The 14,384-nt window shown below is 62.2% G+C and carries 11 protein-coding genes; 5 read left to right on the forward strand and 6 right to left on the reverse strand.

Features of this window, described 5'->3' with window-relative positions:
- Positions 1-29: 29 nt before the first annotated feature.
- Positions 30-2,321, forward strand: coding sequence for a primosomal protein N' (gene priA, locus N3J91_01510; protein MCX8155122.1), 2,292 nt, complete (start codon positions 30-32; stop codon positions 2,319-2,321).
- 37 nt (positions 2,322-2,358) lie between these two features.
- Here the strand turns inward: priA and N3J91_01515 are convergent, their stop codons facing one another.
- From N3J91_01515 to N3J91_01535, 5 genes are all read right to left on the reverse strand, one after another.
- Entirely contained in the window at positions 2,359-3,810 is a 1,452-nt protein-coding gene (locus N3J91_01515) for a DNA photolyase family protein (GenBank protein ID MCX8155123.1), read from the reverse strand.
- Positions 3,811-3,861: 51 nt separating this feature from the next.
- Entirely contained in the window at positions 3,862-6,156 is a 2,295-nt protein-coding gene (locus tag N3J91_01520) for a glycosyl hydrolase (GenBank protein ID MCX8155124.1), read from the reverse strand.
- Between the two features lie 71 nt (positions 6,157-6,227).
- Positions 6,228-6,431, reverse strand: coding sequence for a sulfur carrier protein ThiS (gene thiS / locus N3J91_01525; protein ID MCX8155125.1), 204 nt, complete (start codon positions 6,429-6,431; stop codon positions 6,228-6,230).
- Between the two features lie 8 nt (positions 6,432-6,439).
- Positions 6,440-7,633, reverse strand: coding sequence for a radical SAM protein (locus N3J91_01530; protein MCX8155126.1), 1,194 nt, complete (start codon positions 7,631-7,633; stop codon positions 6,440-6,442).
- A gap of 24 nt (positions 7,634-7,657) precedes the next feature.
- Positions 7,658-8,722 (reverse strand): radical SAM protein, encoded by a 1,065-nt coding sequence (locus N3J91_01535; protein ID MCX8155127.1) that lies wholly within the window; start codon positions 8,720-8,722, stop codon positions 7,658-7,660.
- A 305-nt stretch (positions 8,723-9,027) separates the two neighbouring features.
- Between N3J91_01535 and N3J91_01540 the strand changes: the two genes are divergently transcribed.
- The 4 genes from N3J91_01540 (at position 9,028) to N3J91_01555 (ending at position 13,796) form a co-directional block, all read left to right on the forward strand.
- A complete protein-coding gene (locus N3J91_01540) occupies positions 9,028-10,731 on the forward strand; it encodes an NADPH-dependent assimilatory sulfite reductase hemoprotein subunit (protein MCX8155128.1) in 1,704 nt (567 codons plus the stop codon).
- 18 nt (positions 10,732-10,749) lie between these two features.
- Positions 10,750-11,412 (forward strand): phosphoadenosine phosphosulfate reductase family protein, encoded by a 663-nt coding sequence (locus tag N3J91_01545; protein MCX8155129.1) that lies wholly within the window; start codon positions 10,750-10,752, stop codon positions 11,410-11,412.
- 72 nt (positions 11,413-11,484) lie between these two features.
- Positions 11,485-12,387 (forward strand): sulfate adenylyltransferase subunit CysD, encoded by a 903-nt coding sequence (gene cysD / locus N3J91_01550; protein ID MCX8155130.1) that lies wholly within the window; start codon positions 11,485-11,487, stop codon positions 12,385-12,387.
- Between the two features lie 32 nt (positions 12,388-12,419).
- Positions 12,420-13,796: a GTP-binding protein gene (locus N3J91_01555; protein MCX8155131.1), complete on the forward strand. Its 1,377-nt coding sequence runs from the start codon at positions 12,420-12,422 to the stop codon at positions 13,794-13,796.
- A 13-nt stretch (positions 13,797-13,809) separates the two neighbouring features.
- Here N3J91_01555 and N3J91_01560 read toward each other — a convergent pair whose 3' ends face one another.
- Positions 13,810-14,358 (reverse strand): GNAT family N-acetyltransferase, encoded by a 549-nt coding sequence (locus tag N3J91_01560; protein ID MCX8155132.1) that lies wholly within the window; start codon positions 14,356-14,358, stop codon positions 13,810-13,812.
- Positions 14,359-14,384 lie beyond the last annotated feature (26 nt).

Raw genomic sequence — 14,384 nt, forward strand, 5'->3', positions numbered from 1 at the left:
AGTATCACTGAAAGTCCGTCCTTGGCAATATGGCAGATTTCCTTCTTTTGTTTGCGCCGCCGCCTTGTTATCCGTGGGGGCCGATGGTCGCGCGTGTGACATTGGAAATCGCCCTGCAGAAGGAGTTTGATTACCTCGTTCCGGCCGACATGGAGCCGCTGGTGGCGGTGGGGACGCGCGTCAAAGTGCCCTTTGCGGGGCGGGAGGTCTTGGGCTGTGTCACGGCGCTGTTGGAGCGGTCCCCGCATCCCCAACTCAAATCCATTATCAAAATCATTGGCCGGCCCGGACTGGTGACGCCCAAGGTGCTCGCCCTGGCCCGATGGATAGCCGATTACTACTGCTGCGCGCCGGAGGTGGCCCTGCGCTCGGTGCTGCCGCAGGCGGTGCGCCGCGAGAAAGAAGGCTGGCGCGAACGGCTGTTTGTGCGGGTGGCCCCGCGCGTGGGAGAAATGCCGGAGCTGACCCGGCGCCAGGAGGAAGTCTGGCGGGTGGTGGAGGAGATGCGCGGTTTGCCGCTGAAGCAGCTGGTGGAATTGACAGGCGCCACCCCCCAAACCATCCGGCGGTTGGAGGACAAAGGACTGATCCTAATTTCGCCCGAAGTGGATGAGCGTGATCCCTACGCGGCGGAATTGATTTTGCCCACGCAGCCCCTGCCTTTGAATGCCGAACAAGCGCGGGCCTTGCAGGCCATTACGGGGGCCATGGGGACGCCGGGGCAGGCCGCACCTCCCCGGCCGGCGGTTTTTCTGCTGCATGGGGTGACCGGCAGCGGCAAAACGGAGGTTTATCTGCAGGCCATTGCCCACGCCTTGAGCCTGGGGCGGGGCGCCATCGTGCTGGTGCCGGAAATATCGCTGACGCCGCAAACCGTGGAGTGTTTCAAGGCGCGCTTCAGCAGCGGGCCGCTGCAAACCCTCGTGGCCGTGCTTCACAGTCATCTTTCCGAGGGCGAGCGCCATGATGAATGGCACAAAATCCGCCAGGGCCGCGCCCGCATCGTGATCGGCGCGCGATCAGCCATCTTTGCGCCGGTGGAACCGCTGGGCCTGATCATCGTGGATGAGGAGCATGAACACTCCTACAAGCAGGAGGAGGCGCCCCGGTATCACGCGCGCGATGTGGCCGTGGTGCGCGGCACCCGCGAAAATGCCGTGGTGGTGCTCGGCTCGGCCACGCCCTCGATGGAGAGTTACTACAATGCCCGGCGCGGCAAATACACCCTGCTGGAGCTGCCGCATCGAGCCGATCACAAGAAAATGCCGGTGGTGCGGGTGGTGGACATGCGCGCAGAGGCGCGGCGCGAGCGCGGCCAGCCGCCGGTGTTTGCGCAACCCCTGCGTGAGGCCATTTTGCGGCGACTGGAGCGGCGCGAGCAGGTCATCCTCTTTTTGAACCGGCGCGGTTACGCCACGGCGCTGGAGTGTCCCCTGTGCGGTTATGTGGCGCGGTGCCCGCATTGCAGTGTGGCCCTCACCTATCACCGCCCGCAGGTGCGGCTGCGCTGCCACATCTGCAATTACGATGCCGAGGCCCCCGCGGCCTGCCCCAATCCGCCGTGCCGCAACCCCGGCATCCGTTATGCAGGACTGGGCACGCAAAAGGTGGAGCATGTATTGACCCGGTTATTCCCCACCGCGCGCATCTGCCGGATGGATTCCGACGTGCTGCAGCGCAAGGAGGATTACCGGCGCATCCTCGGAGATTTCAAGGCCGGCAAAGTGGACATTTTGGTGGGCACCCAGATGATCGCCAAGGGCCTGCACTTTGAAAACGTGACCCTCGTGGGTGTGATTTATGCCGATTTAAGCCTGCACCTGCCCGATTTTCGCGCGGGCGAGCGCACCTTTCAATTATTGACCCAGGTGGCCGGTCGCGCCGGCCGGGGCGAGGTGGAAGGAGAAGTTTTTGTGCAGTCTTTCACTCCTTTTCACCCGGCCATTCAATACGCGCGCCGCCATGATTTTGCGGCCTTCTACGAGCAGGAACTTGAGTTTCGCCAGCAATTGCATTACCCGCCCTTCAGCCGGCTGGCCCGCTTGTTGTTCCGCGGGCGCAACGAAGAAAAAGTCGCCTTCTTCGCCGGGCATTGCCGCAAACAGATGGAGGCCTTGGCCAAAGATCTGCCGGATTTGCAAATTGCCGGCCCCGCCCCTGCGCCCCTGGCGCGCGCCGAAACATTCTACCGTCATCATCTCACCTTGCGCACGCGGCACATGACCAAACTAAGTGCCGCGCTGGCCGCTCTGCTGCCCAAGCTGGCCTTGCCGGAGGATGTTCTGATGGCGGTGGACGTGGACCCCGTGGCCCTGCTGTGAATGGACAAACGGGCCGGAGGAAAATAGGCCCGGTTGATTATCCTCCCGCGGCGGGCAGGCGTTTGAAGGCCTCCAGCGCCACTTCGCGGGCGATGGTGTGATTCACTATCGGACGCGGATAAGTGTCGCCCAAATGCACGCCGGCGGCGGCCAGCACGTCTGGCGGCGCTTCCCAAGGGTGATGGATCCACTGATCCGGCATCCGCGCCAGTTCGGGCACCCAGCGGCGGACGTAGTCGCCGTGGGGATCGAATTTTTCGCCCTGGGTGACGGGGTTGAACACGCGGAAATAGGGGGCGGCATCGGCGCCACAGCCGGCCACCCATTGCCAGCCCAGGGTGTTGCTTGCCAGATCGGCATCCACCAGGGTGTCCCAAAACCAGCGCGCGCCGTGCCGCCAGTCCAGCAGCAAATCTTTGACCAGGAAAGAGCCGGCAATCATGCGCACGCGATTGTGCATCCAACCCGTGGCCCACAGCTCGCGCATCCCCGCATCCACGATGGGGTAGCCGGTGCGCCCTTTCTGCCAGGCGCGCAACGTGGCGTCCGCCTCCGGGCGCCAGGGAAAATGCTTGAAGGCCGGGCGGAGCGGTTCTGTCGGTGTGTGGGGGAAATGGTACAACAAATGGTAGGCAAATTCACGCCAGCCCAGCTCGGCGACGAAGGGAGAGGACGCCCAGCCCGCCTGCGGGGGTTTTTGCGCCTCCGCCCACTGGCGCAGGCGCTGCCAGATTTGCCGGGGGCCTATTTCTCCAAAATGCAGATGGGGCGAGAGCCGGGAAGTGCCGGCAGCGCCGGGGAGGTTGCGTCCCTCCGCATAGCGGGCGAAGGCGCCCGCCAAAAAGCGCTCCAGTTGCATCGCCGCCCCCTCGGGGCCTGGCTGCCAGGCGGCGCGCATGCCGGCGGCCCAGTCAATTTTGGGCTCCAGCTCCAGGGCTTCCAGAGGGAGTGAGACGGGCCAGGTTTTGGGCGCCGGCAGGGCGGTGGGAGCAGGGAGGGGCGCTGCGGGCGCGGGTTGGGAAAGACAATGCTTCCAGAAAGGCGTGAAGACTTGAAAGGGCGCTCCACTGCGGTTGTGGATGGTCCACGGTTCAAACAGGAGGGCGGCATTATAACTTTCCACCTGGACGCCCTGGGCGCGCAAGGTTTCCTTGATGGTCTTGTCTCGGGCAATCAGCGCCGGCTCGTATCGGCGATTCCAGAACACCGCATCCGCGCCAGTTTGTTGGCGCAACGCTTGCAGCGTGTCAAGGGAAGGTCCCCGCTGCAGAATCAGGCGGCTGCCAAGGCGCCGCAAGCCGGCATCCAGCGCGCGGAGGGATTGATGCAGCCACCAGCGCGAGGCTCCGCCGGGGGGCCAGGCGCCTTCCTCCTCCGGGGCCCATATAAACACGGGAATCACCGGACGGCCCCGCAATGCGGCCGCGTGCAAGGCGGGCTGGTCTTCCCAGCGCAAATCCAGACGGAACCAAACCAAGGTGGCACTCATGCCGGGTAAAAGTGGCGCAGGGCGTGGAATTCCTCAACCCCGTGGCACCGTTCAGGGAGCGACAGTGAGCGTGCCGGGGGCTGCGGTCATGCGGTGGCCGTCAGAAAAGGTGACGGTCAGCGGCTGCGCCTGAAAGTTGTACACGGCATAGGTTTTGCGGCCGTTTTTTTGATAGACATTGAAGAACGGATGATCTGCGGTCAGGCCGGTGTCGTTAAGCCCAAGCCGGTTCAAGGTGTGTATCCAATGATACATGAAGGCGTGGGTGTTGCCGCTTTCGATTTTGCATTGGGGCTGGGCCTCGAGGTATTCCGCCGCCGGTGCCGGCTCGGCCAAAGCCCGAAACATGATGACCAGGTCCCCCCAGCCGTTGTTGTAATCGGCGCCGCCTTTGCGCCGGGCCACGATGCGATCGTGGTTTTTCTTCACGTAGGCCGGATGCCGTCCCATGTAAATACTGGCCGGGGTGAAGGGCAGCCAGTTGATGCCGTGAATGCAATCAATGTCTCCCGAAAACCAGGTGGCAAACGCCCCCTTGCCTCCCCACACCATGCCCAGCGCCACTTCCGGAAAATCCCGGGGGAAGTTGGTGCCCGACACATCAAACCAATATTCCTCCACGGCCGTGCGCTCGAGGTTGAACAAGGCCAGGCCCACATCACGCAGGCGGCGGTTGCCGGTGGCCTCGCCCCAGAGCATCATGCCGTACCACGCATTGAGGGATTCACTGGAGGATTCCTGATTGTTGCCATCCGCGAAATTGGCATCGCCCGACGCCCACGAGTGGCCGGCGTACTTGTCAAAGCAGCGCAGATAGGGAAACAACGGATCCTGCCGGTCTGGCGAGGCGATGTCGCGAATTAACAGTTCCACCATGGGCGCCCACTGACGCGCCCAGGCTGCATCCCTGCGGGCCACCTCCGCGGCGGCACGGATGAAATAGCCGTAATGAAAATGATGGTCATTCAGGGGACGGTCGCTGCCGTACGAGGGCCGGCTGCCCACCAGCGTGCCCCAGAGATTGTTGTAGTAGAAAACCACCTGCTCCTTGCCCGGAGCAGCCGTGAACCACTGCTCCAGGCGGCGTTTGATTTCATGGAGAAAAGTGGCCTGCAGCTCCGGGGCGCCGGCCGCCTCCGCCACCCCGCTCAAGGTGGCCAGCCTGCCCAGATGTTTGCCTTCCCAGTAGGTATCGCCAAACCCCGCCGGTTTTTTCGCGGCTTCGGCGCGAAGATATTGCAGGGCGCGCTCGCGCTCGGGAATGCCTTGCGGTGGCAGCAGCGGCAGCAGGCCTTGGACCGGCACCGTGGTGGCAAAGCCCCCTCCTTCGCCCACTTTCATGACGCCACGAACCGAGTTGTAGGTCATGGGCGTCAAAGGCGTGGAGGTGTATTTCCATTGGTGCGGATACAGCGCGAACAACGTGCCAGTGTCGCTGCCTTCCTGGGGCCGGCAGGTGAAGCGGTAGTTAACGAGCAACTGGCCGTTCTGATAAGCTAATTCCAGGCGGGTATCAATTACGTGATTGTAGGCATGCTGGCGAAACCGGGCGAGGGTCTCCGGGCGATCATCCGGCAGCACGGCCACGCTGAAATAAGATTTGCCGCCGCTCAGATTAGTCCATCGTCGCCCCTCCAGTCCGGCCCACGTGGAGCCGCCCGGCCCAAATAGTCCGTAATGATGCCCGTTCACCGTGAGGCCCAGCACGGCATCGCGGGCGCTGCCGGCCCACAGTCGCGGGGCTTGCGCGAACGTTACCACCGGCTGGCCGCCGGAGTACTGGCAAAAGACGTAAGGGCTGCCATGGCCAAAACTGGCCCGCAGGACCATGTCATTTGTCGCGAAGACTGCGGTGACGAACCAATCGGAATAGCCGCCGCAAAGGGCCTCGGGAAACACGCCTGCCGCCGAGTGTTCCAAGCGCAAATCTCCGGGCCGCCCGCCGCCGCTGCCAAAGATGCCGGCAGAGGTCCCATGCACCCGGGCGCCGTGTTGACTGACAACCAGCCCGTTGGAAGTGCAGAGCAATACCAGCGGATGCGCAAACAGATTTTGGGAGAAGGGCTGCCATACCAGCGAACTCCACCACTGGCCGGTGAGCATGGGGCCGCGCACGTCTGCGGTGCGATAAATCCGCTCCGGCAGCGGTTTGCAGGGACGGGGCAGCGTAGTCAAATAGCCGCCGGGGCCTACGGTGACCACCGCCGTGTCGTTTGTGGTCTGGGCGGCCCGGGCGTGGCCAACGGCGCCCGGAAGCAACGCGATAACGCCTGCGCAAACCAGGGACGTGAGCCAGCCCGGCGGGAGGCGTTTCCCTGCTGCCGGGAGGGGACGAGGCATTTTCATACCCCCATTTTATGACCGCGCCCGCGCTCCTGTCCAAACAAACTGTGCCGGGGCGGGTGCCTGCGACGTCTTCAGCCGCCAGCGACGATTTTGACGATTTCGAGACGGTCGCCCTCCTGCAACTGGCGCCGGGAAAACTCGGAGGGGGCAATGGCTTCCCCGTTCAACTCCACCACCACGCTGCGGGGAAAGAAGTTTTGGGCGCGCAAAAATTCCTCCAGCGTACAAGGGAGATTGGCAGGGACGGGCTGGCCGTTGGCAATGACCTGAGCCATACGCAATTTTACACGCCGGCCAGTGCCGCGGCCGGAGCGGCGGCAATTTCGTCCATGGTCAAATAACAACCGGGGTCTTCCGCCCAGGGGTCGCCGAAGACTTGTTCGGCGCGCACACGGAAGCCGCCGCCGCAGATTTCCTGAAAACGGCAGATGCCGCAACGGCCTTTGAGCAGGGGACGGCGGTTGCGCAGGCCGTTGAGGATGGGATGATCGGTGCGGGTCCAAATCTGGCTGAAGGGCTTATCTTTAACGTTGCCCAGCGTCACGCTCTGCCAGAATTGATCCGGATGGACATTGCCCTGGGTGTCAATGTTGCCTATGCCGACGCCCGAGCTGTTAGAGCCGCCGCCGTTCCATTTGAGCAGATCGTACACCTCTTTGGCCCGGGGGGATTGCTCGCGTAGGAGACGCAGGTACAAAAACGCGTTGTCCGCCGGTTGATCCACGGTGAGCACTTCGCGGGTCTTGCCGTTTTGATTCCATTGGACGGTGCGGTCAATGATGCGGTCAATGGCGGCGCGCGTCCGCGCCGGGGGCACGCTGACCAGATTGGCGCCGCGCCCGCTATAAACAAGGTGGTAGAAACAGACCCGGTCAATGTTCTCGAATTCGATGAAGTCGAGGATACGGTCCAGGTCATCCACCGTGTTGCGGGTAAGCGTCAGGCGCAGGCCCACCTTCTGGCCCACCGCCTTGCAATTGCGGAAGGCCTCAATGGTTTTTTCAAACGCCCCTTTGCGGCCACGGAAATAATCATGGGTGTCGCCGATGCCATCGAGGGAAATGCCTACGTAGGAGAAGCCCAGCTCCTTGATTTTTTTGGCCGTGGGCAGGTCAATCAACGTGCCGTTGGTGGAGAGGGTAAGCCGCAGGCCCTTCTGCACAGCGCGATTGGCCAGGTCAAAGAAGTGGGGGTGAATGAGCGGCTCGCCGCCGGAGAGCAGGACCGCCGGCACCTTGAAGGCGGCCAGGTCATCGATGACCGCATAGCACTGTTCCAGGGTCAGCTCGCCCGGATACACCTGCGCGGTGGAGTCTGAGTAACAATGGATGCAGTTCAAATTGCACCTACGGGTGATGTTCCACACCACAATGGGGCGCCGTTCGGCCGCGGAACGCGGGGCGCCGTGCCCCTGGCCATAGCGCAAATGATCGGCGGGCTGGGCCACGCCACAGTACAAACGAGTCAGATTTAACATGGCACTACCTAAAAACGAGGGGGCTTACGTGGCGGCTGGTGCGGGCGCGGGTACTGGATGGTAATTGGGTGAAACGTAGGCACAGAGGGGTTCTTCCCCCAAATAATCGCCCGTCAGCGCATAAGCGCGGGCGCGGGAGCCGCCGCAAATATCCTTGTACTCGCACACCCCGCATTTGCCCTTGAGGAGGCTGGAATTGCGCAGATTGCGAAACACTTCGTGATGACGGTACACGTCGATCAGTTCATCAGTGCGGGCGTTGCCCCCGGTGATCGGCAGGAAACCGCTGGGCTGGATTTCGCCGATGTGGGAGACAAACACAAACCCCTTGCCATCATTGATGCCGATGGGGGCGCGTTTTTTCAGGGCCTTTTCATCGTGCAACTGCTGCAACACCACCCGCCGATAGTGATGGCCCTCGGTGGTCTTGATGTCGTACGGCACCCGGGTGGAAAGATGGGCCAGTTTGACAAACAGCTCCTCCATTTCAAAGGCGTTCAGCAGATCGGCCACCTTGCCCCGGCCGGTGGGCACCAGTTGGAAGACGCTCCACAGGACGGGCCGGATTTCCTCCAGCAGTTTTACAAAGCCGTCGAAATCTTTGAAGTTTTGCCGGGTGAAGGTGGTGTTGACCTGCACTTCAATGCCGGCCTCGCGAATGTTTTGCAGCGCCTGCATCGTCATGTCCCAGGTGCCTTTAATGCCGCGGAAACGGTCATGGCTCTCGCGGTTGGCGCCGTCAATGCTGATGGAGATGCGGGCGCAGCCGGCTTCCTTCAGCCGCTTGAGGTCGGCCTGCAAGAAGAGGGGCGTCACACTGGGGCTTAAGGCCACGCGCAGCCCCTTGCCCGAAGCATAGGCCACGAGATCATACAAGTCCGGACGCTGCATGGGATCGCCGCCCGTCAAAATGAAGATCCCGGGCCGTGCCCGCACCACTTGATCCACAAAGCGATAGGCCTCCTCCCCGTCCAGCTCCTGGGGATGGCGGTGGATTTTGGCGGCGGCGCGGCAGTGGCGGCAAACCAGCGCGCAGGCGCGGGTCATTTCCCAGACCACCAGGAAGGGGTGGTCGTTGAAATCAAACATCGGTTGACCAAGCATCGGTATCATTTTCGTCAGTGCGTCCGGCTTGCGCCATGACCTGCATCAAGCATAGTCCCCGGCGGCAGCAACTGCAATGAATACCATCAACACAAATGATGATGGCCGGGGCGGGAAGGGGGGTGGAGAAAAAATTAAAAAAATATTTTGACAAACGTAGAAGGAGGGTTGAGATTAACGACGTAATAAGTCGTTATTCTTTACGATAACGGTGGTGACTGAGGCCAAGGCGGTGTGGAAGCCTTTGGCCAAATTTAAGTCGGATAATAACGACAAAATTAGTCGTATATATGGAAAACAACGTTGCTGAGCCGAAGCTCTCGCCCAACGAGCACTTGAAGGCGGGTTGCCCCACCCTGGCGGGCACCCTGGCCCAAACGCTCGCCAACCCTGCCGAAGATCATTTTTCCGAGGAGGACGCCCAGTTCCTCAAGTTTCATGGCTGCTATCAACAGGATGACCGGGACGTGCGCAAGCAGGGCAAGAAATTCATTTTCATGGTGCGGGTGCGGATGCCTGGCGGAGTATTGAAACCAGAGCAATACCTGACCATGGACCGCCTGGCCACAGAGTACGGAAATGACTCCCTGCGGGTCACTTCGCGACAGGGCATCCAGTTCCATGGCATCATTAAATCCGGGCTGGCGCGGACCATCCGTGGGATTCACGAGGCCATGTTGACCACCTTGGCGGCCTGCGGCGATGTGGTGCGGAATGTTGTGACCCCGCCGCCGGTGTTGCACGGGGAGGTGGGCCGGGAGGTGCTGGCGGATGCGCGGCTGTTGTCACAATCCCTCCTGCCCCAAACGCCAGCGTACCATGAGATTTGGTTGAACGGGGAAAAATTGGAGATGGAAAAGGCGGCGCTTAATGATTTCGTGGACCCGCTTTATGGGAAGACCTATTTGCCGCGCAAATTCAAGATTTCCTTCGCCATCCCACCCGTCAACGACGTGGACATCTTTGCCCAATGCCTTGGTTTTATTGCCATTGAGGCCGGGGGCCGGGTGGTGGGCTACAACGTGGTGGCGGGCGGCGGCATGGGACGCTCGCACGGCAATCAGCAAACCTTCCCCCGGCTGGCGGATCTGATTGGTTTTATTCCGCGGGAGGCGGTGGAGGCCACGGCGCGGGCGGTGGTGGGCATTCACCGGGATTTTGGGGACCGGGCCAACCGCAAACACGCCCGGTTGAAATACGTGCTGGCGGATCGTGGGGTGGAATGGTTTCGGGCCGAGCTGGAGCGGCGGGTGGGCTTTGCGCTGGAGCCGGCGCGGCCGTTTGTCTTTACGCGCCAGGGGGACCTTTACGGATGGCGGCAGCAGGCGGATGGCTCATGGGTGTTGGGTATGTTCATTGAAACGGGGCGCATCCGGGATACGGAAAGCCGTCAGCTCAAGACAGCTCTGCGCCGGGTGGTGGAGAGGTTTGGACTGGAAGTGCATTTGACCCCGGCCAACAATTTGTTGCTGGTGGGCATCAAGGATGACCAGCGCGAGGCGGTCACCCGCCTGCTGGCGGAGCATGGAGCGGATCCGGCCCGGCGGGTCAGCGCCGTGCGGGGGGCTTCCATGGCCTGCGTGGCGCTGCCCACCTGCGGGTTGGCCCTGGCGGAGGCCGAGCGTTATCTGCCACACTTGATGGGCGAGATTGAAAAAGCCATGGAGGAAACGGGTCTGGGAGATCAGGAGATCATCATTCGCATGACCGGCTGCCCCAACGGGTGCGCGCGGCCGTACATGGCGGAAATCGCCCTGGTGGGCAAGGCGCCGGGGCGCTACCAGCTTTTTGTGGGGGGGAATCCGGCAGGCACGCGGCTCAATCGCGTGTACCGGGAGACGTTGAAGGAGACTGAAATCATACCGGAATTACGGGCGTTGTTTGAGCGCTACCGGCGCGAGCGGGTGGCCAACGAGCGCTTTGGTGATTTTGCGGCCCGGGTCCTGTGGGTGGAAAACGGAGTGGAAGGGGCCCAGGCGGCGGTGGCGGTGTAACGGCAATCCAGACCCATCATGTTCACCGAAGCGGAAATCAAGCAGTGGAATGAGCGCTGGCGGGGGAAGCCGGCCGCCGAGATTGTGGAATGGGCCATTGTGCTGGCCAAAGGCCGGGCGGTGGTGACGACGAATTTTCGTCCCTATGAGGCCGTGTTGTTGCATCTGGCTACGCGCGTGCAGCCGGATATTCCGGTGCTCTGGGTGGATCATGGATGGAATCGGCCGGCGACGTATCGTCATGCCGCGGAGCTGACCCGGCAGTTGCGGTTGAACTTGAAAGTTTATGCGCCCTCGATGACCGTGGCGCGCTACCAGGCCCTGCACGGCGCGCCGCCCACACCCGAGCAGGAGGAAGCTCTGCGGCAGTTCAGCCAGATTTTCAAGCTGGAGCCGTTCCAACGGGCGATGCGCGAACTGGCGCCCACGGTCTGGCTCACGGCCTTGCGCCGGGTGCAGAATCCGCATCGCGCGGGAATGGAAATCGTGGCCCCTGACACCCATTTGGGCGTGGTGAAGGTCAGCCCCTTGTTGGAGTGGACGGATGATCAGATGGAGGGGTATGTGAAAGAGCACCACCTGCCGGTGGAATGGGATTATTTTGACCCGGCCAAAGGCGATGAAAAACGCGAGTGCGGTTTGCATGTGCGGTGGGGCAAAACCACGGAAAAGGAATCCTGAGACGGCGCCGGCCGGACCGGAAAGTCCGGGCCACTTCAGTCCCGGCCCGGGCGGACGAGCTTATTCATGACCATGACATCGTATCATCTTGATCATCTTCAGTACCTGGAAACCGAAGCCATCCATGTCATGCGGGAGGTGGCGGCGGAATTTGAGCGGCCCTGCCTGTTGTTCAGCGGCGGCAAGGACTCGATCTGCTTGCTGCGGCTGGCAGAGAAGGCCTTCCGGCCTTCGGACATTCCCATGCCCCTGCTGAATGTGGATACAGGTCATCATTTTCCCGAGCTGAACGAATTCCGTGACCGCCGCGCGCGGGAGCTGGGCGCCCGGTTGATCGTGCGGAAGGTGGAGGACGCCATCGCCCGGGGGCTGGCTACGCCGGCGCCGGGGGAGATCAGCCGCAACAAACTGCAAATCCCCACCTTGCTGGCGGCCATCGAGGAGTTTCGTTTTGATGCCTGCATTGGCGGGGCGCGGCGGGACGAGGAAAAGGCCCGCGCCAAGGAGCGATTCTTCAGTTTCCGCGACGCCTTTGGCCAGTGGGACCCCAAAAACCAGCGCCCGGAGATTTGGAATCTCTACAACGCCCGGGTGAACCCGGGGGAGCACATGCGGGTGTTTCCGTTGAGCAATTGGACGGAGCTGGATGTGTGGCAGTACATCCGCCGCGAGGGGCTGGAGGTGCCCTCGATTTATTTCAGCCATCGGCGGCGGTGCGTGCGGCGCAACGGCCAGTGGCTGCCGGTGAACGACTTTTTGCCGCCCCGCCCGAACGAGGAAGTGCGCGAGCTGGTGGTGCGGGTGCGGACCATCGGCGACATCATCAGCACTGGCATGATTGAATCGCGGGCGGACAGCCTGGATGACATCATTGCCGAAATCGCGGCGGCGCGGGTGACCGAGCGCGGCTCGCGCGCGGATGACAAGGTGTCCGAAGCCGCCATGGAGGATCGGAAGAAGGCCGGCTATTTTTAAGTTTTGGGTGGGGACAACAGAAGGGAAAGTACATGCAAACAACTTCAGTCATGGATCACAGCGCTCCGGCGCCCGGCGTCGGGGCGGGGGAGCGTGCGCGCGCTCTGGCGCATGCGGTGGAAATTCTGCGCTTCAACACGTGCGGTTCGGTGGATGATGGAAAGTCCACCCTGATTGGGCGGTTGCTCTACGACTCCAAATCCCTGATGGAAGATCAGATTGAGTCGCTGGAGCGCTCGGCCGAGATCACCGGCGGCGGCCAGATTAACCTGGCCAATCTCACCGATGGCTTGCGGGCGGAGCGGGAGCAGGGCATCACCATTGATGTGGCCTACCGGTATTTTGCCACACCCCGGCGCAAGTTCATTGTGGCGGACACGCCCGGGCATGTGCAGTACACCCGCAACATGGTTACCGGCGCCTCCACGGCCAACCTGTCAGTGGTGTTGGTGGATGCCCGGCAGGGCGTCAGCGAGCAAAGCCGCCGGCACACCTTCATTGCGTCGCTGCTGCGCATTCCGCACCTGATCATCGCGGTGAACAAGATGGACCTGGTGGACTGGTCGGAGGAGCGTTTCTTGGAGATACGGGCGGAGTTTGAGGCGTTTCTGCCCCGGCTGGACATCAAGGACGTGAAGTTCATTCCCATCAGCGCCCTCAATGGGGACAACGTTGTGGAGCCGTCGCGGCACACGCCGTGGTACTGCGGCCCCTCGCTGCTGGGTCATCTGGAGACCGTGCACATCGCCAGCGATTACAACCTCAACGGTTTTCGCCTGCCGGTGCAATGGGTCAACCGCCCGCAGGCGCCCCGGGATCCACGTTATCATGACTTCCGCGGGTACAGCGGGCAGATCGCCGGGGGCATCGTGCGGGTGGGCGATGCGGTGCTCGTCCTGCCGGCGGGTTTGAAAAGCCGGGTTAAGGATATTTGGACCTATGACGGAAGCTTGCAGGAGGCTTTCTGCCCGCAATCCATCACCCTGTTGTTGGAGCATGACATGGATGTGAGCCGGGGCGACATGGTGGTCGGCTTTCAACATTTGCCGGGCATGGACAACGAGGTGCGGGCCCAGGTGTGCTGGATGCATGGCCGGCCGCTGCAGGCGGGGCGCAAGTACCTGCTCAAGCACACCACCGCCACCGTGCAGGCGGTGGTGATGGAGGTGGAGCATCGCACGAACATCCTGACGTTTGAGCCGGAGCCGGCCAGCGAGCTGGGGCTGAATGACATCGGCCAGGTGCGTCTGAAAACTGCCCGCCCCCTGGTCTATGACGGCTACGCCACCAACCGGCTCACCGGGGCGTTTATCCTGATTGAGCCGGGCACCAATGCCACCGTGGCCGCCGGCATGCTACTGCCGCCGCCGCGCGCGATTACGCCGGAGTACCACGATTTTGTGATTTGAAGCCGCCCGCTGCTCAGCCGCCGCCGCCGTTTTTGCGGGGATAATCATCCAGATTGCGGGAGAGGTACACGTGGCGGATTTCCTGGCCGAAACCGTTTTTGCGGAAAAAAGCCAGGGCCTCATGGTTTTCCTCGTCGGTATCCACCAGCATGATGCGGGCTTCGCGGGCGATAAACCGCTCGGTCAGTTGATTGAGCAGCCGGCGGGCCAGCCCGCGCCCCTTGAACCTGGGGGAAACGCCCAGCCAGAGGAGCCAGCCATATTTCCAGGCATTTTGGGGTTTCTCCATCACGCGGCCCAGGGCAAAGCCCACAATCCGGTCTTCGCTCTCGGCCACCAGACAAAATTCCGCCTCGGAGCTGAAAAGCTGGGCCAGCTCGTGATCATCCCAGGAACGGTAAAGGGTGGGGAGTTTTTCGGCCGTGAAGAGCTCCTGGCCCAACGCGAACACCTGGGGGACATCCTCCAGCCGCATTTCACGGATTTCCACCGCCGGCAGCGGAGCGCGTGGGCGCCGTCGCGGGGGGCGTTTTCGTGGTGAAGGCTCACTGTCGTCGTTCATAGGTCTGCCATGCGTTAAAAGAAGAA

The organism is Verrucomicrobiia bacterium (assembly GCA_026414565.1).
Lineage (GTDB): Bacteria > Verrucomicrobiota > Verrucomicrobiia > Limisphaerales > Fontisphaeraceae > Fontisphaera.

Coding starts and splice junctions, on each gene's coding strand:
- priA (MCX8155122.1), top strand. CDS start 30: ATGGCAGATTTCCTTCTTTTGTTTGCGCCGCCGCCTTGTTATCCGTGG.
- N3J91_01515 (MCX8155123.1), bottom strand. CDS start 3,810: ATGAGTGCCACCTTGGTTTGGTTCCGTCTGGATTTGCGCTGGGAAGAC.
- N3J91_01520 (MCX8155124.1), bottom strand. CDS start 6,156: ATGAAAATGCCTCGTCCCCTCCCGGCAGCAGGGAAACGCCTCCCGCCG.
- thiS (MCX8155125.1), bottom strand. CDS start 6,431: ATGGCTCAGGTCATTGCCAACGGCCAGCCCGTCCCTGCCAATCTCCCT.
- N3J91_01530 (MCX8155126.1), bottom strand. CDS start 7,633: ATGTTAAATCTGACTCGTTTGTACTGTGGCGTGGCCCAGCCCGCCGAT.
- N3J91_01535 (MCX8155127.1), bottom strand. CDS start 8,722: ATGTTTGATTTCAACGACCACCCCTTCCTGGTGGTCTGGGAAATGACC.
- N3J91_01540 (MCX8155128.1), top strand. CDS start 9,028: ATGGAAAACAACGTTGCTGAGCCGAAGCTCTCGCCCAACGAGCACTTG.
- N3J91_01545 (MCX8155129.1), top strand. CDS start 10,750: ATGTTCACCGAAGCGGAAATCAAGCAGTGGAATGAGCGCTGGCGGGGG.
- cysD (MCX8155130.1), top strand. CDS start 11,485: ATGACATCGTATCATCTTGATCATCTTCAGTACCTGGAAACCGAAGCC.
- N3J91_01555 (MCX8155131.1), top strand. CDS start 12,420: ATGCAAACAACTTCAGTCATGGATCACAGCGCTCCGGCGCCCGGCGTC.
- N3J91_01560 (MCX8155132.1), bottom strand. CDS start 14,358: ATGAACGACGACAGTGAGCCTTCACCACGAAAACGCCCCCCGCGACGG.